General features: G+C 61.9%; 19 protein-coding genes and 1 pseudogene. 11 read left to right on the forward strand and 9 right to left on the reverse strand.

Going from position 1 to position 17,732, the window contains the following annotated elements; all coding sequences use genetic code 11:
* Window positions 1-334: 334 nt before the first annotated feature.
* On the reverse strand, window positions 335-763 hold the full coding sequence (locus ACF8GF_RS01670) for a multidrug/biocide efflux PACE transporter (protein WP_209965499.1): 429 nt from the start codon (window positions 761-763) through the stop codon (window positions 335-337).
* 92 nt (window positions 764-855) lie between these two features.
* On the opposite strand from ACF8GF_RS01670, the gene ACF8GF_RS01675 reads away from it, so the two are divergent.
* Window positions 856-1,710 carry a LysR family transcriptional regulator gene (locus ACF8GF_RS01675; protein ID WP_209965497.1) on the forward strand — a complete coding sequence of 285 codons (855 nt, stop codon included), beginning with the start codon at window positions 856-858 and terminating at the stop codon, window positions 1,708-1,710.
* 81 nt (window positions 1,711-1,791) lie between these two features.
* Here the strand turns inward: ACF8GF_RS01675 and ACF8GF_RS01680 are convergent, their stop codons facing one another.
* Window positions 1,792-2,118, reverse strand: coding sequence for a hypothetical protein (locus ACF8GF_RS01680; RefSeq protein ID WP_392488349.1), 327 nt, complete (start codon window positions 2,116-2,118; stop codon window positions 1,792-1,794).
* A 297-nt stretch (window positions 2,119-2,415) separates the two neighbouring features.
* Window positions 2,416-2,856: pseudogene (locus ACF8GF_RS01685) on the reverse strand (RHS repeat-associated core domain-containing protein); the annotation flags it as partial.
* Window positions 2,857-3,146: 290 nt separating this feature from the next.
* On the opposite strand from ACF8GF_RS01685, the gene ACF8GF_RS01690 reads away from it, so the two are divergent.
* The 5 genes from ACF8GF_RS01690 to ACF8GF_RS01710 all read left to right on the forward strand — a co-directional run bounded on the left by ACF8GF_RS01690 (window position 3,147) and on the right by ACF8GF_RS01710 (window position 9,319).
* Window positions 3,147-4,892, forward strand: a complete 1,746-nt coding sequence (locus ACF8GF_RS01690) for a hydantoinase B/oxoprolinase family protein (protein ID WP_392488338.1) — start codon at window positions 3,147-3,149, stop codon at window positions 4,890-4,892.
* Between the two features lie 13 nt (window positions 4,893-4,905).
* On the forward strand, window positions 4,906-6,990 hold the full coding sequence (locus ACF8GF_RS01695) for a hydantoinase/oxoprolinase family protein (protein WP_392488339.1): 2,085 nt from the start codon (window positions 4,906-4,908) through the stop codon (window positions 6,988-6,990).
* A 150-nt stretch (window positions 6,991-7,140) separates the two neighbouring features.
* Window positions 7,141-8,097: a helix-turn-helix domain-containing protein gene (locus tag ACF8GF_RS01700; protein ID WP_392488340.1), complete on the forward strand. Its 957-nt coding sequence runs from the start codon at window positions 7,141-7,143 to the stop codon at window positions 8,095-8,097.
* Between the two features lie 169 nt (window positions 8,098-8,266).
* Window positions 8,267-8,518 (forward strand): hypothetical protein, encoded by a 252-nt coding sequence (locus ACF8GF_RS01705; RefSeq protein ID WP_176683335.1) that lies wholly within the window; start codon window positions 8,267-8,269, stop codon window positions 8,516-8,518.
* Between the two features lie 81 nt (window positions 8,519-8,599).
* Window positions 8,600-9,319 carry a TorF family putative porin gene (locus tag ACF8GF_RS01710; protein WP_209965489.1) on the forward strand — a complete coding sequence of 240 codons (720 nt, stop codon included), beginning with the start codon at window positions 8,600-8,602 and terminating at the stop codon, window positions 9,317-9,319.
* On the opposite strand, the gene ACF8GF_RS01715 is transcribed toward ACF8GF_RS01710, so the two are convergent.
* The gene (locus ACF8GF_RS01715) at window positions 9,316-10,188 is read right to left on the reverse strand and encodes a DMT family transporter (RefSeq protein ID WP_176683333.1); all 873 of its coding nucleotides are present in this window, start codon (window positions 10,186-10,188) and stop codon (window positions 9,316-9,318) included. The two genes, ACF8GF_RS01710 and ACF8GF_RS01715, sit on opposite strands and share 4 nt — an antisense overlap.
* Window positions 10,189-10,351: 163 nt before the next feature.
* Window positions 10,352-10,762, reverse strand: coding sequence for a RidA family protein (locus tag ACF8GF_RS01720; protein ID WP_392488341.1), 411 nt, complete (start codon window positions 10,760-10,762; stop codon window positions 10,352-10,354).
* Between the two features lie 345 nt (window positions 10,763-11,107).
* Between ACF8GF_RS01720 and ACF8GF_RS01725 the strand changes: the two genes are divergently transcribed.
* Complete coding sequence (locus ACF8GF_RS01725; RefSeq protein WP_176683331.1) at window positions 11,108-11,434, forward strand: hypothetical protein; 327 nt, start codon at window positions 11,108-11,110, stop codon at window positions 11,432-11,434.
* 44 nt (window positions 11,435-11,478) lie between these two features.
* On the opposite strand, the gene ACF8GF_RS01730 is transcribed toward ACF8GF_RS01725, so the two are convergent.
* Window positions 11,479-11,691, reverse strand: a complete 213-nt coding sequence (locus ACF8GF_RS01730) for a PLDc N-terminal domain-containing protein (protein WP_392488342.1) — start codon at window positions 11,689-11,691, stop codon at window positions 11,479-11,481.
* A 103-nt stretch (window positions 11,692-11,794) separates the two neighbouring features.
* On the reverse strand, window positions 11,795-12,265 hold the full coding sequence (locus ACF8GF_RS01735; protein ID WP_012052122.1) for a hypothetical protein: 471 nt from the start codon (window positions 12,263-12,265) through the stop codon (window positions 11,795-11,797).
* A 161-nt stretch (window positions 12,266-12,426) separates the two neighbouring features.
* Here ACF8GF_RS01735 and ACF8GF_RS01740 point away from each other — a divergent pair, with 161 nt between their 5' ends.
* Window positions 12,427-13,434 (forward strand): GlxA family transcriptional regulator, encoded by a 1,008-nt coding sequence (locus tag ACF8GF_RS01740; RefSeq protein WP_103444295.1) that lies wholly within the window; start codon window positions 12,427-12,429, stop codon window positions 13,432-13,434.
* 36 nt (window positions 13,435-13,470) lie between these two features.
* On the opposite strand, the gene ACF8GF_RS01745 is transcribed toward ACF8GF_RS01740, so the two are convergent.
* Complete coding sequence (locus tag ACF8GF_RS01745) at window positions 13,471-14,154, reverse strand: TetR/AcrR family transcriptional regulator (protein ID WP_004577026.1); 684 nt, start codon at window positions 14,152-14,154, stop codon at window positions 13,471-13,473.
* Window positions 14,155-14,438: 284 nt separating this feature from the next.
* Between ACF8GF_RS01745 and ACF8GF_RS01750 the strand changes: the two genes are divergently transcribed.
* Both ACF8GF_RS01750 and ACF8GF_RS01755 read left to right on the forward strand, forming a co-directional pair.
* Window positions 14,439-15,275 (forward strand): bifunctional allantoicase/(S)-ureidoglycine aminohydrolase, encoded by an 837-nt coding sequence (locus ACF8GF_RS01750; RefSeq protein WP_003247865.1) that lies wholly within the window; start codon window positions 14,439-14,441, stop codon window positions 15,273-15,275.
* Between the two features lie 89 nt (window positions 15,276-15,364).
* Window positions 15,365-15,964 (forward strand): START domain-containing protein, encoded by a 600-nt coding sequence (locus ACF8GF_RS01755; RefSeq protein WP_176683330.1) that lies wholly within the window; start codon window positions 15,365-15,367, stop codon window positions 15,962-15,964.
* 79 nt (window positions 15,965-16,043) lie between these two features.
* On the opposite strand, the gene ACF8GF_RS01760 is transcribed toward ACF8GF_RS01755, so the two are convergent.
* Complete coding sequence (locus ACF8GF_RS01760; RefSeq protein ID WP_010954389.1) at window positions 16,044-16,466, reverse strand: Lrp/AsnC family transcriptional regulator; 423 nt, start codon at window positions 16,464-16,466, stop codon at window positions 16,044-16,046.
* A gap of 188 nt (window positions 16,467-16,654) precedes the next feature.
* Between ACF8GF_RS01760 and ACF8GF_RS01765 the strand changes: the two genes are divergently transcribed.
* Window positions 16,655-17,707, forward strand: a complete 1,053-nt coding sequence (locus ACF8GF_RS01765) for an ornithine cyclodeaminase (RefSeq protein WP_392488343.1) — start codon at window positions 16,655-16,657, stop codon at window positions 17,705-17,707.
* Window positions 17,708-17,732: the final 25 nt, after the last annotated feature.

Raw genomic sequence — 17,732 nt, forward strand, 5'->3', positions numbered from 1 at the left:
ACGATGTGTGTTCGCCACCGTGGTAGGGGGTTTACCCGCGAATACGGTGGCGGCAGCGACGGTGAACGGCGGGTGGAAATTGGCCAGCAGGACCGGCCCTTTCGCGGGTGAACCCGCTCCTACGACGGCCTCTGTCCAACCCTCGATGTGTGTCCACCACCGTGGTAGGAGCGGGTTTACCCGCGAATACGGTGGCGGCAGCGACGGTGAACGGCGGGTGGAAATTGGCCAGCAGGGCCGGCCCTTTCGCGGGTGAACCCGCTCCTACGACGGCCTGTGCCCAACCACCGACCTGTGACCACCCCCGATCAGTGAACCGCGTCGGGTGACAGAATCATGCCAGGCGCCGCTGCACCAGCAGGTGCCGGACTTTGTCGAACGCCCAGTTGTACACCACGGTGTAGGGCAGGATGATCACGAAGAAGCCCAGCTCCACCATGAACGCCTGCAGCAGCGAAATCTCCAGCATCCAAGCCGCCACCGGCAGGCACCACACCACCAGGCCGGCTTCGAAGCCAAGACCGTGCACGAAACGCGTACCGGCCTTCCAGTTGATGCGTTCGGTTTGCACCCAGCGATCGACCAGTGCGTTGTAGACCATGTTCCACAGCATGGCGATTACCGACAGGGTCACCGCCAGCGCGCCCGCCGTTGCCAGCGACTTCCCCATGACCCAGGACAGCAGCGGCGCACACAGCAGTACCGCGAAAACTTCATAGCCAACCGCGTGGACCAGGCGTTCGGTGAAAGACACGTTTTTCATTGCAAATTCCATCCATTGCGTGAGTCGTGCTTCCCATTCTCTTTGACAGAACTGATACTCGCGATATAGCTACCATCGGTTTTATCAATACCATGCGTTACTCTCCCGAAGCTCTGGTCGCCTTTACTGAAGCCGCCTCGCTAGGTTCGTTTTCTGCGGCGGCGCGCAAGCTGCGCAAAAGCCAGTCCACCGTCAGCATCGCCATCGCCAATTTCGAGGCCGACATCGGCTGCCCGCTGTTTGATCGCAGTGGCCGCCACCCCACGCTCAATGAGGCGGGCAGGCAGGTGCTGAGCCATGTCGAGGCGATTCTCGATGCCAGCGCCCAGCTCGATGCGCTGGCAGTGCGACTGGCGCAAAATGTCGAGGCGCTGGTATCTGTGGTGATGTCGGACAGCTACAGCGTAACGTTCCAGGGGGCGGTGATGACTCGTTTCGCCCAGCACTACCCCCATACCGAGCTACGCTGCGGCCCGGCGGAGGACGCTGATGTGATCGAGATGGTCCAGCAGGGCCTGGCCCATGTCGGCATCCTTGCCACACAGCCCGGCTATCCCGCCGACGTGGCCGTGGCGCGCTTGCCGGAGCAGGCAGAGTTCGGCGTGTATGTCGCCAGCGAGCATCCGCTGGCGAACCTGGCGCAGGTACAGGCACAGCATCTGGAGAACGCACGACAGCTGTATATCAAGACCTATGCCCCCAGCCTGCACCACGGCCGTGGCCAAGCGTGGTCGGCACCGGATTACCTTACCCTGCTGGAGTTCGCCGTGCGCGGGTTTGGCTGGGCCGAACTGCCCAGGGCGCTGGTAAAACGGTTTGGCAACGAGCTGGTGGAGTTGCAGATAGCGGGTTACCCCAGACGGGTGGATATGGATGTGGCCTGGTCGAGTCGGCGTGCATTGGGACCGGCCGGGCAATGGCTGGTGCGACAGATGTTGGGACAATAGTTGTGTCGCAGCCGCTTTGCCGAAGGTATAATTCCTCCCCAACAAACAAGATAGTTTAATTTTGACGGCCAGCCTTCATCTTCATTTCCGATTTTCAAGGACTTTCATTAAACCACGCCGGACATTTTGGGCCTCCTTGCGACTGAGGAACCATGGGCTATTCATAAGAGTACTATACAAATTCCCGCCGTTAGCCAAAACATCTATTGCAATGGCGCGCACTTCTCTAGATGTATCAACATCAAAACCCGAGATGCACCTAATTGCTGCAGAGTTATATTCTTCGAGTATGGCAACATCACCGGCATCCATAGGCAGACGTCGGTATTCACTCGGATCTCCCAGTACGCCTACTGCTGGCACCGCTGATTGCGCGCCCCGTGAAACAGCAGAACTTGCACCAGCCACCTGCAGACCTTGAGCAGAGTTTGATGCCTGGCCGCTTTGTACGGGGGAGCCAGGGGTAGTCCAACCCGGTTGGCTATTCAGTGCCTCCTGCACTATTCTTTCTTCGCTCGCTGACGACAGTCTTCTCCGCTTTCCACCAGCGGCACTCCAGCCAGGTTGGCTATTCAGTACCTCAAGCACTATGCTTTCTTCGCTCGCTGACGACAGCCTTCTCCGATTCCCACCAGCGGCACTCCAGCCAGGCGACATTCTCCCCGTGGGGCTGGGCGACCTCAATATGGGGCCATGCCCACTGGGATCAGCGTAATTGATCGGATCACCCGTACAGTAGGCGTAACAGTTCAAACCACCCACAGTAAAGGGACTTAGGCTGTCTGGACTCTGAAAGCGCATCAAGACAGAATTATAGGCACGGTAGCCATTACCGAGTAAATACAGGTGACTCACCAGCAAGTGCCCATTGAATGCAGGACGCTGCGGAGGAATCTCACCGTGGCTGTGTAAGCCATACACATTGTAGGTAACCGACTCTGTCTGCGCCTGAGTGTTCACTCGTACCACTGAGCCCCCTAAGTCCGCAGCCAGTAACGCTGACTGGGTTGTTTCTTTCGTTAGCCTAGTTTCTGCCAGAGCACATGATTGAGCTCTCAGGTACACCACGGCAATACTGTCGGACAACGCGACATGAACCCTTTCGTGCTGCATGAAAAAGCGCATTGTGTTCATCGAGTTGGTCATGTTCTGGCTCCGGTCTGTTCATTTCGAAGGTTTACGCACTGAAGCAGATTGAGCAACTGCTAAAAATGATAGGTCACTGCCGTGTCGAAACGGCTCAAGATCAATTTTCCTGCACGATAGCCGGGGCTGCTTTACGCCCAGGTTTGCAGCTCAACCCCAAGAGTGCGCCCAGACACAACAATCAGTACACCGAGCGACAAGCCTTCCCCCCGCCCTGCCCCGTAGCCTGTCACCACACGCCGCCCCGCCGCGGCACGCACCCAAAGCACAAGAACAAACGTTGGTGACCTATGCAGACAGTAGATCCGATCACCCTTGCGGTTGTCCGGGGTGCGCTGGAGACAGCGCAACGCGAAATGACCCTGACCCTGGAAAAGACCGGGCGCTCCAGTGTGTTCAACCTGGCCCACGACTATTCCAACTCGCTGTTCGACCACTTGCCGGAAATGATCCTGCAGGGCCAGGACATTCCCATCCACCTGGGCTCGCTGATCCCGGCCATGAAATGCGTGGCCGAGTTCTTCGGCGACGACATCGCCGAAGGCGACGTGATCTACCACAACGACCCCGCCTACAAGGGCAGCCATATTCTCGACTGCTGCATGTACAAACCGGTGTATTACCAAGGCGAGCTGGTGTTCTGGACCGTTTGCAAGGGCCACCTTACCGACATCGGCGGCCCGGTGCCGGCGGGCTACAACCCCGATGCCAAGGAGATCTATGCCGAGGGCCTGCGCATTCCACCGGTCAAGCTGTGGGAAAAGGGCAAGCGTCGTGAGGACGTGATCAACTTCATGCTCACCAACATGCGCGCCCGCCCTTATCAGGAAGGTGACCTCAATGCCCAGTATGGCGCCTGCAAGGTCGGCGAGCGGCACTTGCTGGAGCTGCTCGACAAATACGGCGTGGCACAGGTGCGTGCCTGCATCGCCGAACTGAAGAACATGGCCGACCGACACATGCGGGCGCTGTTGCGCGATGTGCCGGATGGAGACTACAGCGGCACCGCCGTGCTCGAAGATGCCGGCCACGGCCTGGGTGAACTGGCCATCACCGCCCATGTGCAGATCCGTGGCGACCAGGCCCATGTACGCATCGAGAGCCCGCCGCAGGTGCCGTACTTCATCAATTCCTATGAGGGCAACTCCGTATCCGGAGTGTACCTGGGGCTGATGATGTTCGCCCAGGTGGCGCCGCCTTACAACGAAGGCCTGTATCGCTGCGTGACGGTCGATGTCGGCCCCAGGGGCACGCTGTGCAATGCCGAGGAACCCGCGCCCCACGTCAATTGCACCACTACGCCGATGGAAACCCTCGCCGATGCCGTGCGCACTGCGCTGGAACAGGCCTCGCCACAGCGGGTAACGGCCTCATGGGGGCATACCAGCGGTATCAACATTGCCGGCCGCGACCCGCGTAACGGCAATAGCGAGTACGTGACGATGGTGCTCGCCTCGATCATTTCCGGTGCCGGTGCCAACAAGGTGATGGATGGCTGGCACGCCTGCGGCCCGCTGTGCTGCTTCGGGGCGCTGATGAGCGGTGACATCGAGCTGCTCGAACACGCGCATCCGGTGCTGATCCACCGCTACAGCCTGATGGCCGACAGTGGTGGCGCCGGAGAGTTGCGCGGGGGTTCGGGCACCCGCCTGGAGATCGAGCCGCTGGACCACGCCATGACCGTGGTTGGCTTCGGCGAGGGCCGCCAGTTGCCCACCGTCGGTGCCGCCGGGGCTCGCAATGCCCTGCTCGAGCCCAAACTGGGCCGGCTGATCCATCGCCACGCCGATGGCCGCGAAGACCACTACACACAGAACCCCATGCTCACCCTGCAGCCCGGCGAACGCATCATCAACATCAACCCAGGGGGTGGTGGCTACGGCGACCCGCTGCGTCGTCGGGTCGCAGCAGTACTGGAGGACGTGCGCAACGGCCTGGTCTCGCCACAAGGCGCAGCCCTGGAATATGGCGTGGTCCTCGATGCCGATGGCCAACTGGACGAAACAGCCACCCGCCTTGCCCGCGCCCCGCGCTAACCGGAGAACACGCATGCGTAACCAATATCGCCTGGGCGTAGACGCCGGCGGCACTTTCACCGATTTCATCCTGGCCGATCGCGACGGCGGCGTGCAGCTGTTCAAGGCCCCGTCCACGCCCCAGGACGGCACCCTGGCCATTCGCGCCGGCCTGGCACAGATCGCCGACGCCACCGGGCGCAGCCCGGCCGAACTGATCGCCAACTGTGACCTGTGCATCAACGGCACCACCGTGGCCCTCAACGCGCTGATCGAGCGCACCGGGGTCAAGGTGGGCCTGCTGTGCACCGAGGGGCACGAGGACAGCCTGGAAATCCGCCTGGGCCACAAAGAAGAAGGCCACCGCTACGACGCCCACTACCCGCCGGCACACATGCTTGCCCCACGCCACCTGCGCCGCCCGATCGGTGGCCGAATCCTTGGCGATGGTCGTGAGCACAGCCCGCTGGACGAAGCCGCCATCCATGCCGCCATCGACTACTTCCGTGCCGAAGGCGTGCAGGCCGTGGCCATTTCCTTCCTGTGGTCGGTGCGCAACCCCAGCCACGAACAGCGGGCCGCCGAACTGGTACGGGCTGCCCTGCCCAAGGTGTTCGTCTGCACCGGCTGCGAGGTGTTCCCGCAGATCCGCGAGTACACCCGCACCTCCACCACGGTGGTCAACGCCTACCTCAGCCCGGTAATGGCACGTTACGTGGCGCGTATCGACAGCCTGTTCCAGGAGCTTGGCGCACAGCAGCCGGTACGCTACTTCCAGTCCAATGGCGGGCTGGCGCCCGGGCACCTGATGCGTGAGCGCGCCGTCAACGCGATCAACTCTGGTCCGGCCTCAGCGCCACAAGCCGGGCTGGCGGTCGCGAGGCCGTTCGGAATCGACAACGTCATTACCGTGGACATGGGCGGCACCTCGTTCGACATCACCCTGACCAATGCCGGACGCACCAACTTCAGCAAGGACGTAGACTTCCTGCGCCAGCGCATCGGCGTGCCGATGATCCAGGTGGAGACCCTGGGTGCCGGCGGTGGCTCCATCGCCCATCTGGACGAGTTTGGCATGCTCCAGGTCGGACCGCGCAGCGCCGGCGCCATGCCTGGGCCGGTGTGCTACGGCAAGGGTGGCCGCGAACCCACGGTCACCGACGCCAACCTGGCACTTGGCTACCTGCCCGACGGCGCACTGCTGGGCGGCAGTATCCGCCTGAACCGCCAGGCCGCGCTGGACGCCATCCGGAGCAAGGTCGCCGAACCGTTGGGCATCAGTGTGGAACGCGCGGCATTCGGCATCACCACCCTGGTCAACCTGAACATGGTCAACGGCATCCGCCGCGTATCGATCGAGCGTGGTCACGACCCGCGTGACTTCGCCTTGATCGGCGCAGGCGGTGCGGCGGGCATGCACGTGGTGCGCCTGGCCGAAGAAATCGGCATGCACACCGTGCTGATCCCCAAGGTGGCCTCGGGCTTGTGTGCGTTCGGCCAGATCCTGTCCGACGTGCGCTACGACCAGCTCACCAGCCTGTCGATGCGCCTGGACGCCGGGCACGTCGACCTGGCGCAACTCAACCAGGCCCTCGCCGAACTGCGTCAGCAAGGCCTGGCCAACCTGCGCGAAGACGGCTTTGGCGACCAGGCCAGCAGCTGCCACTACACCCTGGAGATGCGCTACCTGGGGCAGATTCATGAGTGCTGTGTGGACCTGCAGCAGCACAGCCTGGACGAGGCAGGGCTGGCCGCGCTGATCAGCCGCTTCCACAGCCGCCACCAGACCCTGTACTCGTACAGCGAACCCGCCAGCCCGGTGGAGCTGGTGAACCTGGAGTGCTCGGTGATCGGCCACCTGCCACGCCCGCCGCAACCCGAGCTGCAGGGGCCGGCCGAGCCCCCCGCCCCCAGCGCGCAATCCGTCCGCCCGATGCTGTTCAGTGCCGACGGTGAATCGCAGCCCACACCGGTGTTCAACGGCAACCACCTGTTGCCTGGGCAGACCGTGCATGGCCCCTGCGTGATCGAGGAAGACACCACCAACATTGTCCTGCCACCCGGCTGGCAGGCGCGCCTGGAGCCTTCGGCCACCTACCGGGTGACACGCGGGGGTTGATCTTGCGGTCGGCGCGCGCCGATCATGGGCCAGATAACCGCCCGGCAGTTTTGCGCTGCCGGGCGGTTCGTACAATAACAAGAGCTGCTTGAGTAGCTTGCCTGCAGTTCCTTTTTTCAATGCTGCCCTCTTTGAAAAAGGACCCACCCCATGCCCACAGAACTCTCGACCCACGGCTGGCCACAGCCAGAGCGCCAGGTACGCTGGGCCGAAGCCATCAGTGACACCTATTTTCCGCTGAGCCTTGAATTTGCTGCCGGACAGCCGTTCGATGGCCACCTGCAGCGCTGGAGTACGCCGAGCACACCGCTCAGCCTGTCGCGCCTGCGCTCCAGCCAGCTGGGTTACTCGCGCAGCAAAGCGCACATCGGCCAGGACCATGAAGCGTTCTACCTGGTGACCGTGCCGCATCGCAGCGAGGTGCACTTCGAACAGGACGGCCACCAGATCAGTTGCAGCCCGGGCGGTTTCATCGTCGAGCGCGGCGATGCACCCTACCGCTTCCACTACGGCACGCAGAACGACTTGTGGGTGCTCAAGCTGCCTGAGCGCGCGCTCAAAGCCAACCTGCTGGGACACAAGCGCTATACCCGGCATTGCTTCGATGCCCGTCAGGGCCTGGGGCGCATCTTCGTCGAGCAACTCGACCTGTGTGCCCGCCATTTCGACACCAGCCCCCCGGCAGCCCGGCATCTACTGCTTGAACAGGCTTCTGCCACCCTGCTGCTGGCCTTGCAACAGGATGAGCGCGTTCTGGGCAGCGAAGGTAGCAACCTCAGCACCCTGCACCTGACGCGGGTCGAGCAGTATGTGCAGCAAAACCTGGGGGACCCCGAGCTGTCGCCACAAACCATCGCCAGCGCCTGTGGGCTGTCGCTGCGTTATCTGCACAAGCTGTTCGCGATCACGCCCTACACCCTTAACGAGTGGGTACGCCTTCAACGCCTGGAGGCCGTGCACCGGCAATTGCGTGACCCGCATTGCCACCTGGCCATCGGCGAACTGGCATTTCGCTGGGGTTTTGCCGACCAGGCGCAATTCACCCGCGCGTTTCGCCAGCAGTATGGGTGCACGGCAAGCGAAGTGCGGGCTACGCGTACGCACTGATAAAGCAACGGAAAGTGGATGGGCCCTGTGCGTCCAGGATGCGATGTAGGTGGGCTTCCTCGGAACCGTCGATAGTCACTATCGAGCAGGGCAATTTCTACCGAGCGCTGTGGCCGCATAACCTAGCTCCATCCCCTCGCTGCCTACTAGATTGCCCTGGAGCTAACCGATGAATGCCCTGGCCCGCCAGCTTGCCGCCATCCTTGTCGTTTTCGCCATCGCCGTGATCAGCGGCTGTGCCAGCCACCCTGAACTGCGCCCGTACACCGCCGAGGAAACCCGCCAGTTGCAACTGGAAGCCTTACAGCGCCGCGGCCTGTCGCTGGACAATTACGAGCAGCAACGGCGGGTGATCCTGCGTGCCGGTAACCTGCCTGTCGTGACCGAAGCTGCCGACGCTGAACCTTCGACCAAAGGCTGAACGGGCTAGCCGGCGGTTCCCTCCCTCCACTTGCGCAGGTATCCTCTACCGCTCAACCGCAAGCCTTCCAGGACGGAGACCATGATCAGGCCCCTTCTGTTGCTGAGTGCTGCGCTGCTTTTCAGCTCCGTGTCGCTAGCCCAGCAGATGAAACGCCAACTGGGCGATTTCGACTTTACACTCGGCACCACTCCCTCGCGCAGCATGGCGCAAGGGCTTATCTCACCCAGCGCCGTCGGCGCATTCCATGGCGGGCTCGACCTTAGCCACCCCAATGGCTGGTACCTGGGCCAGTACGCCCCAAGCATGGGGGTCACTCCCAACTCGACCCTGCGCCTGGACAGCTACCTTGGCTACAAGCACCATTTCGACAGCAGCCTGGGCTACGAGGTAGGGTTGATCCATTACAGTCAGCCAAATATCGCAGGCCCCGACAGCTACGCCCTGTATGGGGGTATTTCGGTGCTGGGCAGCCGCTTCGGCGGAGCACTGCGTGACAACCCCGACAACCGCACGGGCACGCTGTTCGCCGACTTCGGCCATCTGCCGATGTTCGACGTCGACTTCAGCGTCAAACTCGCCCACCACCGCCTGGGCACACCGTTCACCATTGGTGATGGCAGCCAGGTAAATACCTTTTCCGATTGGTCACTGGAATTGTCGCGGCCCTGGCTGGGCATCGACCTGAACCTGATCTACAGCAATTCGAGTTTGAGTGGTGACGGCTGCGATGCGTACTCAGGTATCAACACCTATTGCGACAGCGTGGTCACCCTCAAGGCCCAGCGCAACTTCTTTTAACGGCGTGGTGCCAGCGCCAGGGCAATGCCGCCCAACACCACCGCACAGGCGATCAACAAGCGCAACGACAGCGGCTCGCCGATCAGGGCAACCCCGCCCAGTGCGGCAATCACCGGCACACTCAGCTGCAGGGTCGCCGCCTGTTGTGCACTGACCTGCCTGACCACGCCATACCACACGGCATAGCCTGCGCCAGAAGCCAGCACACCGGAGCCCAAGGCATACAACAAGCCAAGCGGCGTGAGGTGCGGGCCGGCGCCCAGCAACAGCATCGGTAGCAGCAGCACCAGGCAAGGCAGGCTGCGGGCAAAATTGCCGGCAGTGTCGGCCAGCGGCCTGGGCGAGCCTTTGCCCAGTAGCGTATACACCCCCCAGGCCACGCCGGACAGGGCCATCAGCAAGGCACTGGCCAAGGGCGGCGCCGAAGCACCGGGCAACAGCAGCACCAGCAGGCCGGCAAAGGCGATCAGCATGCCCAGAAGCATGCGTACCGTGATGTATTCGCCCCTGTACCAGGCAAAACCGAACATGGTGATCTGTACAGCACCGAACAGCAACAACGCCCCTGCACCTGCGCCCAGTTGCAGGTACGCCGCAGAAAACAGGAACGCGTACAGGAACAGGGCCAGGCCGCCCCACCAACTGCCGCCCATGGTTTGCACCGGTTTGCGCAGGCGAATCAGCACCCACAGAAACAGCGCACCACTGGCCAGGCGTACCACGGTGAAGGATACCGGGTCGATAGCCCCGTCTTTCAACGCAAGCCGGCAGAACACCGAGTTGGCGGCAAACGCCACCAGACTGAAAAGGGCAGGCCAAAGCCAGGCGCTGGTCTTGCGGTCAGTAAGCGTTGTCGTGCCTGTACTCATGGTGTGGTCACCTCTGAGCGGGATTGTTGTTATAGCGGCATTTAGTCAGGACCGGCACCGATATACAAGGAAGAATCCACCGTGCAGGATGGCACCGGCTACGCCGGTGTTCGCGGGTAAACCCGCGCCTGCGGGCGACCGCGCCGGCTTTTCAGGTTTTGAGCTAGACGGCGGCTACGGCTTCGACTTCCACCAGCATGCCATCCAGCGCCAGCCGGGGCACCGGTATCAGCGTGCAGGTCGGTTTCATGTGCCGCCCCCAGGCCCTGTCGGCCTCGGCCACCCATTGCTGCAGGCGCGCTTCGGAGTGCTCGACAACCAGCAGGGTCAGCTTGAACACCTGGGCCAGGCTGGCACCTTTCGACGCCAGGGCCAGTTCCAGGTTGGCCAACGCCTGACGGGCCTGTTCGGCGAACAAGGGTGACAACTGGCCCTGGCTATCCTCCCCACCCTGACCGGCGATGAACAGCAGACGGCTGTCAGCGCGCACTTCGGCGACATGGGAGTAGGCGTTGCCACTGGGGTCGTAGAGGCCTTCGGGGTTGCTTAGCTGGAATGCGCTTGATGGGGTCACGACAAGCCCTCGCTCGGTTGGAAGAGCGTCGGAGTATCGGACCTAAAGTTAACTCGAGGTCAAGCATAAAGTAGGAGAATTCGTACAAAGCATCGTCATGTCAGAACCACGCGTGTGTTTGCGCGGAGGCTGTAAGGCCGTAGGCTCTGTACGAAAAGTCTTGAGATGCAGGTCAGGCAAGGCGAAAACAGCCGAGGAACGGCCGGGGTCGCGCCCGACTGTACTGGAGTACATGAGCATTCCGAGGCTGTTTTCAACGCACCATGAACAAGTATCAAGGCTTTTCGTACAGAGCCAAGATTGCAAAGCCCGGCATGGAGGCCTTTAACCAACAAGGAAAAACCCATGAGCAAATTTGATTTTCAGCTGGCCTATACCATCAAGCCGCACAACGCTCCAGACGACGAAACCGATGCGGCACAGGCGCGTCTGCACCTGCGGGAAAAGCTCGGCCTGGACACCGTCGAGCACATTGAAACCACACTGCTTGGCGTGCTCACGCTCAAAGGCCCTACACTCGCTGACCGCAAGCGGGAAGCTGAAAAGCTGGTCCGCGACTACATCCATGACGCGCTCAAGGAATTGCGCGTACTCTCTACCGTGAAGTTCTACGGCTGCCTGATGGTGGACGGGCTGGGCCCTGCCATGCGTTTCAACATCCTGCCCAAATGAACCTCGACGGCCTCAGGCGCCCCCGCACCCGAGGCCGCAAACCGTCATTTTTCCTGCAACACCGCCCTGCCCTTCACCGCTCGCGGCCCGCGCCAGGCCCAGAACAGCAAACCGGGGAATGGCGCGTAGACCACGAAGACGATCCACAGCATCTTGCGCTCAGCGCGCCGTTCACTGCCGATGATGTGCCAGATGACCCAGATCTCCAGCAGGATGACCAAGGCCGCGATGATGATCCAGATCGTACCGATTTCCATGAGCGCTCTCCCAATGGCATGTATTGGGTTGGGTTGCTGCAAGCGCTGAGGGTTCAGATTGATTTGACTCACCGCGCCTCTTTGCAGGCGCGGCGATAGGGCCTCATTGCCGTGGTGCATTCTCCAGTGCAGCCTTCAACGCCGCTGCATCGGTGAACGCCCGTTGGCTGACCAGCACACCCTGCTGCAGTTGCAACCACTGCACCTGGCCCTCCTGCCCGGGGTAACGGCTGGCCACTCGCCCATCACGGTCGAGCAGCACCCGGTAGCTGTAATCGCGCATGGCCGGGACCGCGAACAGTTTGCTGATCAGCGCAGGCATGCGCTGAATGTCGGCCACGAATACAGCGGCGCGTGCTTCCAGGTAGCCCTTGGGCTGCTCGGCCAGTGCCGCCTTGACCAGCTTGGCACCGTCCATATCGCGCGCCACCAGCAGAATCTGCGTGTCGGCAGCAAGGCTGTAGGCCTGGTCGTACTGGTCGAGCAGCGTGAACGGGGCGAGCTTGTCGCCCTGCTCCAGGGCGTTGGCCAGCAACGGCAATAGGCTAAGCAACACGACAGCGGCATATCTCATCAGGGGCATCCTCAATGACGGGAGGTCAGCATAGCGGTAAAGCATCAGGACAGGCTGGTTTGCCTGAACACGACCTGTAATACGACACAGCCACCAGGGAGATTGTCTTTCCTCCGGGCACCGTCCACACTCTGCGGGCCAGCCAGGAAGCGGAGTCCAGAGTGCCCACGCCACGCCAGTTCAGCAAAAAGACCAGCACCAGCAACATGCTACGGCTCAAAACCAGCAGCGCCAATGTCCAGGCGCCCTATCGGGTCGACTTTATCCTGCTCGAACACTTCTCGATGGCCAGCTTCACTGTGGCCATGGACGTGCTGGTCACGGCCAACCTGCTACGTGCCGACAGCTTCCAGTTCACCCCGCTGTCGCTGGACGGCGACCGGGTGCTCAGCGACCTGGGGCTGGAACTGGTGGCCACCGAGCTGTCCGCCGCGGCGCTGAAGGAGCTGGACCTGTTGGTGGTCTGTGGCGGCTTGCGCACCCCCCTGAAGTACCCGGAACTCGATCGCCTGCTGGACGATTGCGCGGCCCACGGCATGGCCTTGGGCGGCTTGTGGAACGGCGCCTGGTTCCTTGGCCGCGCCGGGGTGCTGGACGACTACGGTTGCAGCATCCACCCCGAGCAACGCGCCAGCCTGTCCGAACGCAGCCCGCAAACCCGCATCACCCCGGCCAGCTTCACCCTCGACCGTGACCGCCTCAGCGCCGCCAGCCCCAATGGCGCCATGGAGCTGATGCTGGGCCTGGTGCGCCGGCTGTACGGTGATGGCCTGGCCGAAGGCGTCGAGGAAATCCTGTCATTTTCCGGAGCGCGCTACCGCCAGGTGGGTCCGGGGGCGAAGAAGTCCATGAGCCTGCACCTGCGCACCATTGTCGAGCTGATGGAAAATAACCTGGAGGAAACCCTCAGCCTCGACCAGTTGGCCGCCTATAGCGGGCGCTCGCGGCGGCAGATCGACCGCCTGTTCCAGGCCCAGCTGGGCACGTCGCCCCGGCGCTATTACATGGAGCTGCGCATCACCAAGAGCCGCCGGCTGCTGCAGTATTCCGACCTGTCGGTGATGGAAGTGGCAGTGGCCTGCGGGTTTGTCTCGGTGTCGCACTTCAGCAAATGCTATGCGGCGTATTTCGGCTACCCGCCGTCGCGCGAGCAACGGCTGGGCGAGTGACCCAGGCTTCGAGTCAGCCCAGGCGCTCGAGCAATCTCAGGTACGCGGCTCGAGCTGGATATAGCGCAATACCGCATCACAGATCATGGCTTTGTGGCGCAGTTTTATTTGCTCATCAGACAGGTCGATCTGGAAGATCTCGCCAAACGTATGGCGGTTCGACACCCGGTAGAAGCAGAACGAGCTCATCAGCATGTGCAGGTCGATAACCTCGATGCCAGCGCGGAACACGCCTTCCTGAACGCCACGGCGCAGGGTGTTGCCCAAGGCCTCCAGCACCAGGCTGCTCATTTCGCGAATGGCCGGCGACTGCTTGACGTACTCGCCATAGTGGATGTTTTCGGTGCAGATGATGCGCACGAAGTCGACGTTGCGGTCGTGGTGATCGAAAGTAAACTCCACCAGCCGGCGGATCGCCTGCTCAGCCGGCAACGACTCCAGGTCCAGGCTCTGCTCGGTCTTGCGTATATCCCCGTACAACTTCACCAGGCACTCGCAATACAACTGCTCCTTGCTGCCGAAGTAGTAGTAGATCATGCGCTTGGAAGTGGCGGTGCGTTCGGCGATGGCGTCGACGCGGGCACCGGCCAGCCCTTGCTGAACGAACTCGTTGATGGCGGCCTGGAGGATGTCCTCGCGCGTTTTCTCAGGGTTGTTCTTGCGCGTTTTGCGCACCCCTTCGGTTTCAGGCTGGCCGAGGCCGACTACGGAATCACTCATACCCACTCACAGGCTGTTTATTGGAATGTGGGGGATTATCCGTTAGCGCGGCCATGCAGGGAAGCTCGCTGTTGGTCGGGTAAGCATGATGTATGGCCGCGGTGGCCAGTTGCCGGAACAGCACGTGGGGCGCCAAGTCAGCATTCATCATTCTAATACCGGGTATTCCAACATTTAATTTGTGGATGGCCCGCGCTCGCCCCTATTCTGTGGTCACATCCCCTGCGCCGCACCGGCCGGTGCGGTTCAAGGCATGGGGAGAGAACAACAAGTCGAGATCGTCCATGTCGAACCATTCGTACTTCGCCCCACACGGTGGGCACCCGGCTCAAACCGAGCTGCTGACTGACCGTGCCATGTTCACCGAAGCCTATGCCGTCATCCCTAAAGGCGTGATGCGTGACATCGTCACCAGCCACCTGCCCTTTTGGGACAAGATGCGCATGTGGGTCATCGCGCGCCCGCTGACCGGTTTTGCCGAAACGTTCTCCCAGTACATCGTCGAACTGGCCCCGGAAGGCGGCAGCGAGCGCCCTGAGCTGGACGCTGATGCGGAAGCCGTGGTGTTCATTGTCGAAGGCGAACTGGACATCACCGTCGAAGGCAAACACCACACCCTGGTACCTGGCGGCTACGCCTTCCTGGCCCCGGGCGCCGAGTGGAGCCTGCGCAACAACAGCAAGTCCAACGTCACCTTCCACTGGCTGCGCAAGCACTACCAGAAGGTTGAAGGCCTGGATGTACCGGAGTCCTTCGTCACCCACCGCGACAACGCCACCGTCATCGAGATGCCGGGCACCGAAGGCCGCTGGAAAACCACCCGCTTTGTCGACATGGCCGACATGCGCCACGACATGCACGTGAACATCGTCACCTTCCAGCCGGGCGGTGTGATTCCGTTCGCAGAAACCCACGTGATGGAGCACGGCCTGTACGTGCTGGAAGGCAAGGCGGTGTACCGCCTGAACCAGGACTGGGTCGAAGTGGAAGCCGGCGACTTCATGTGGCTGCGCGCCTTCTGCCCGCAGGCCTGCTACGCCGGCGGACCTGGCAACTTCAGCTACCTGCTGTACAAGGACGTGAACCGTCACGTACACCTGACGTTGAACCCTAAGCGCTAAGCCCAGGCTGACGCCCGCAAGCCCGCCAACCTGGCGGGCTTTCTGTTTGCCGCGCATACTGAAAACACCCACCCCTGCAGGGTACGGCCATGAACCGCTGCCTGCTGATCGCGACCTTGCTGCTGTGCACCTCTGCCCTGGCCACCGATGGCTGGGATCTGGCCTACGACCGCGAAGGCATTCGCGTGTACCTGAAGGACCCAAGCGCCACGCCCTACCAGCAGTTTCGTGGTGTCAGTACCATGAAAGCCAGCGTGCGCACGCTCACTGGCCTGCAGGATAACCTGCGCGTAGCCTGCAAGTGGCTGTATGCCTGTGACCAGATGCGACTGCTGGATGTGGAAGGTGACAGCACCTGGGTGTACCTGACCACCAACCCACCATGGCCGACGAGGCCGCGGGACATCGTGCTGAAAGTGACCAGCGAACGCCTGGCCGACGGTACCCTGGTGCGTCACCTGAGCGCCGAGCCCGACAGGATCCCCAAGGTTGACGGACTGATCCGGGTACGGCACCTGAGTGGCAAGTGGCGGATGAAGCCACTGGGTGAACGGGTGACCGAGGTGACCTACCAGTTGCAGGCCGCCCCTGCCGGGGATGTGCCGAGTTGGCTGGCCAACCGGTTCATGGTGGATACAGCGGTGGTCACGCTGCGTACGTTGCGGGCGGTGGCTGAGCGCCAACCTTGAAGTGCCGCCACGCCGCAGTCCCACAGCAGGTTGGCAGGTGTATTTTGCGCAATACACCTGCCAAGGCCTGGCTCAGCGGTCACATCTTGTAAGTCGAAAGCAGGATGCTGGTCTCGGTATTCTCGATATGCGGGATCGAGCGGATGGCGTTCAGCGCCCGGTCGAACGCCTCGAGGGTGTCGGCGCGCAGCTCTGCCATCAGGTCCCAGCGGCCATTGGTGGTGTGGATGGCCACCACATTGGGATGCCCGCGCAGCGCGTGCTTGACCTCTGCGGCATGGTGGCCGCTGATGCCGATGCTGGTGATTGCCCGCACGCCCTGGTCCAGCGCATCGGAGCGCAAACGTACCGTGTAACCGATGATCACACCCTGCTCTTCGAGCCGGGTGATGCGGTTATGCACCGTTGCCCTGGCCACCTTCAGCTTCTTCGCCAGGGTCAGCACAGGGGTACGCGCGTTGTCCCGCAACAGTGCAATCAGTTCCCGATCGATCGTGTCCATAAGCCTGCCAAATAATCAGATTGCTACGTTGGGTTAGCAGATTGTCCAGAAGCCTGACGAAACTGACAACCTGCATGCTTCCGATTGACGCAGTCTGTAATCAAAATGTTCATGCGGCTTCACTTCGATAATCTCAAGCGCTTACCCCGCGTTGCTGGGGCAAGCGCACAATAACAAGGTGCAAGAGCATGACGCATTTCATTGATGTTCCAACCATGTCGGACTTGGTGCATGACATTGGCGTAGCGCCGTTTATTGGCGAGCTTGCCGCTGCCCTGCGGGACGATTTCAAACGCTGGCAGGCGTTTGACAAGTCCGCGCGCGTTGCCAGCCACTCGGAAGTGGGCGTGATCGAACTGATGCCGGTCGCCGACAAAAACCGCTATGCCTTCAAATACGTCAACGGCCACCCGGCCAACACTGCACGCGACCTGCATACGGTGATGGCCTTCGGTGTGCTGGCCGATGTCGACACCGGTTACCCGGTGCTGCTGTCCGAACTGACCATCGCCACCGCCCTGCGCACCGCAGCAACTTCGCTGATGGCTGCCCAGGCACTGGCCCGCCCGAACGCGCGCAAGATGGCGCTGATCGGCAACGGCGCACAAAGCGAATTCCAGGCCCTGGCCTTCCACACGCACCTGGGCATCGAAGAAGTCGTCGCCTACGACACCGACCCGCTGGCCACCGCCAAGCTTATCGCCAACCTCAAGGAATACAGCGGCTTGACCATCCGCCGGGCCAGCTCGGTAGCCGAGGCAGTGAAAGGCGTGGACATCATCACCACGGTGACGGCCGACAAGGCCTACGCCACCATCATTACCCCCGACATGCTGGAGCCCGGTATGCACCTGAACGCCGTGGGGGGTGACTGCCCAGGCAAGACCGAGCTGCACGCTGATGTACTGCGCAACGCCCGAGTGTTCGTCGAGTACGAGCCGCAAACCCGTATCGAAGGTGAGATCCAGCAACTGCCGACGGACTTCCCGGTGGTCGACCTGTGGCGCGTGCTGCGCGGTGAAACCGAAGGCCGTCAAAGCGACAGCCAGGTCACTGTATTCGATTCGGTGGGCTTCGCCCTGGAAGACTACACCGTACTACGGTACGTACTACAGCAAGCCGAAAAACGCGGGATGGGCACCAAGATCGACCTGGTGCCGTGGGTTGAGGACGACCCGAAAGACCTGTTCAGCCACACCCGAGGCCGCGCTGGCAAAAGGCGCATCCGACGGGTTGCCTGACATTGAATCGGGTTGGTCGAAAGTG

The organism is Pseudomonas sp. yb_5, assembly GCF_043103865.1.
In the GTDB taxonomy this organism is placed as follows: domain Bacteria; phylum Pseudomonadota; class Gammaproteobacteria; order Pseudomonadales; family Pseudomonadaceae; genus Aquipseudomonas; species Aquipseudomonas putida_Y.

What these genes read in the sequence shown, in the direction of transcription:
- ACF8GF_RS01695 (WP_392488339.1), top strand. Translation starts at nt 4,906, where the DNA reads ATGCGTAACCAATATCGCCTGGGCGTAGACGCCGGCGGCACTTTCACC.
- ACF8GF_RS01675 (WP_209965497.1), top strand. Translation starts at nt 856, where the DNA reads ATGCGTTACTCTCCCGAAGCTCTGGTCGCCTTTACTGAAGCCGCCTCG.
- ACF8GF_RS01765 (WP_392488343.1), top strand. Translation starts at nt 16,655, where the DNA reads ATGACGCATTTCATTGATGTTCCAACCATGTCGGACTTGGTGCATGAC.
- ACF8GF_RS01725 (WP_176683331.1), top strand. Translation starts at nt 11,108, where the DNA reads ATGAGCAAATTTGATTTTCAGCTGGCCTATACCATCAAGCCGCACAAC.
- ACF8GF_RS01690 (WP_392488338.1), top strand. Translation starts at nt 3,147, where the DNA reads ATGCAGACAGTAGATCCGATCACCCTTGCGGTTGTCCGGGGTGCGCTG.
- ACF8GF_RS01760 (WP_010954389.1), bottom strand. Translation starts at nt 16,466, where the DNA reads ATGGACACGATCGATCGGGAACTGATTGCACTGTTGCGGGACAACGCG.
- ACF8GF_RS01755 (WP_176683330.1), top strand. Translation starts at nt 15,365, where the DNA reads ATGAACCGCTGCCTGCTGATCGCGACCTTGCTGCTGTGCACCTCTGCC.
- ACF8GF_RS01700 (WP_392488340.1), top strand. Translation starts at nt 7,141, where the DNA reads ATGCCCACAGAACTCTCGACCCACGGCTGGCCACAGCCAGAGCGCCAG.
- ACF8GF_RS01670 (WP_209965499.1), bottom strand. Translation starts at nt 763, where the DNA reads ATGAAAAACGTGTCTTTCACCGAACGCCTGGTCCACGCGGTTGGCTAT.
- ACF8GF_RS01745 (WP_004577026.1), bottom strand. Translation starts at nt 14,154, where the DNA reads ATGAGTGATTCCGTAGTCGGCCTCGGCCAGCCTGAAACCGAAGGGGTG.
- ACF8GF_RS01715 (WP_176683333.1), bottom strand. Translation starts at nt 10,188, where the DNA reads ATGAGTACAGGCACGACAACGCTTACTGACCGCAAGACCAGCGCCTGG.
- ACF8GF_RS01750 (WP_003247865.1), top strand. Translation starts at nt 14,439, where the DNA reads ATGTCGAACCATTCGTACTTCGCCCCACACGGTGGGCACCCGGCTCAA.
- ACF8GF_RS01710 (WP_209965489.1), top strand. Translation starts at nt 8,600, where the DNA reads ATGATCAGGCCCCTTCTGTTGCTGAGTGCTGCGCTGCTTTTCAGCTCC.
- ACF8GF_RS01705 (WP_176683335.1), top strand. Translation starts at nt 8,267, where the DNA reads ATGAATGCCCTGGCCCGCCAGCTTGCCGCCATCCTTGTCGTTTTCGCC.
- ACF8GF_RS01735 (WP_012052122.1), bottom strand. Translation starts at nt 12,265, where the DNA reads ATGAGATATGCCGCTGTCGTGTTGCTTAGCCTATTGCCGTTGCTGGCC.
- ACF8GF_RS01730 (WP_392488342.1), bottom strand. Translation starts at nt 11,691, where the DNA reads ATGGAAATCGGTACGATCTGGATCATCATCGCGGCCTTGGTCATCCTG.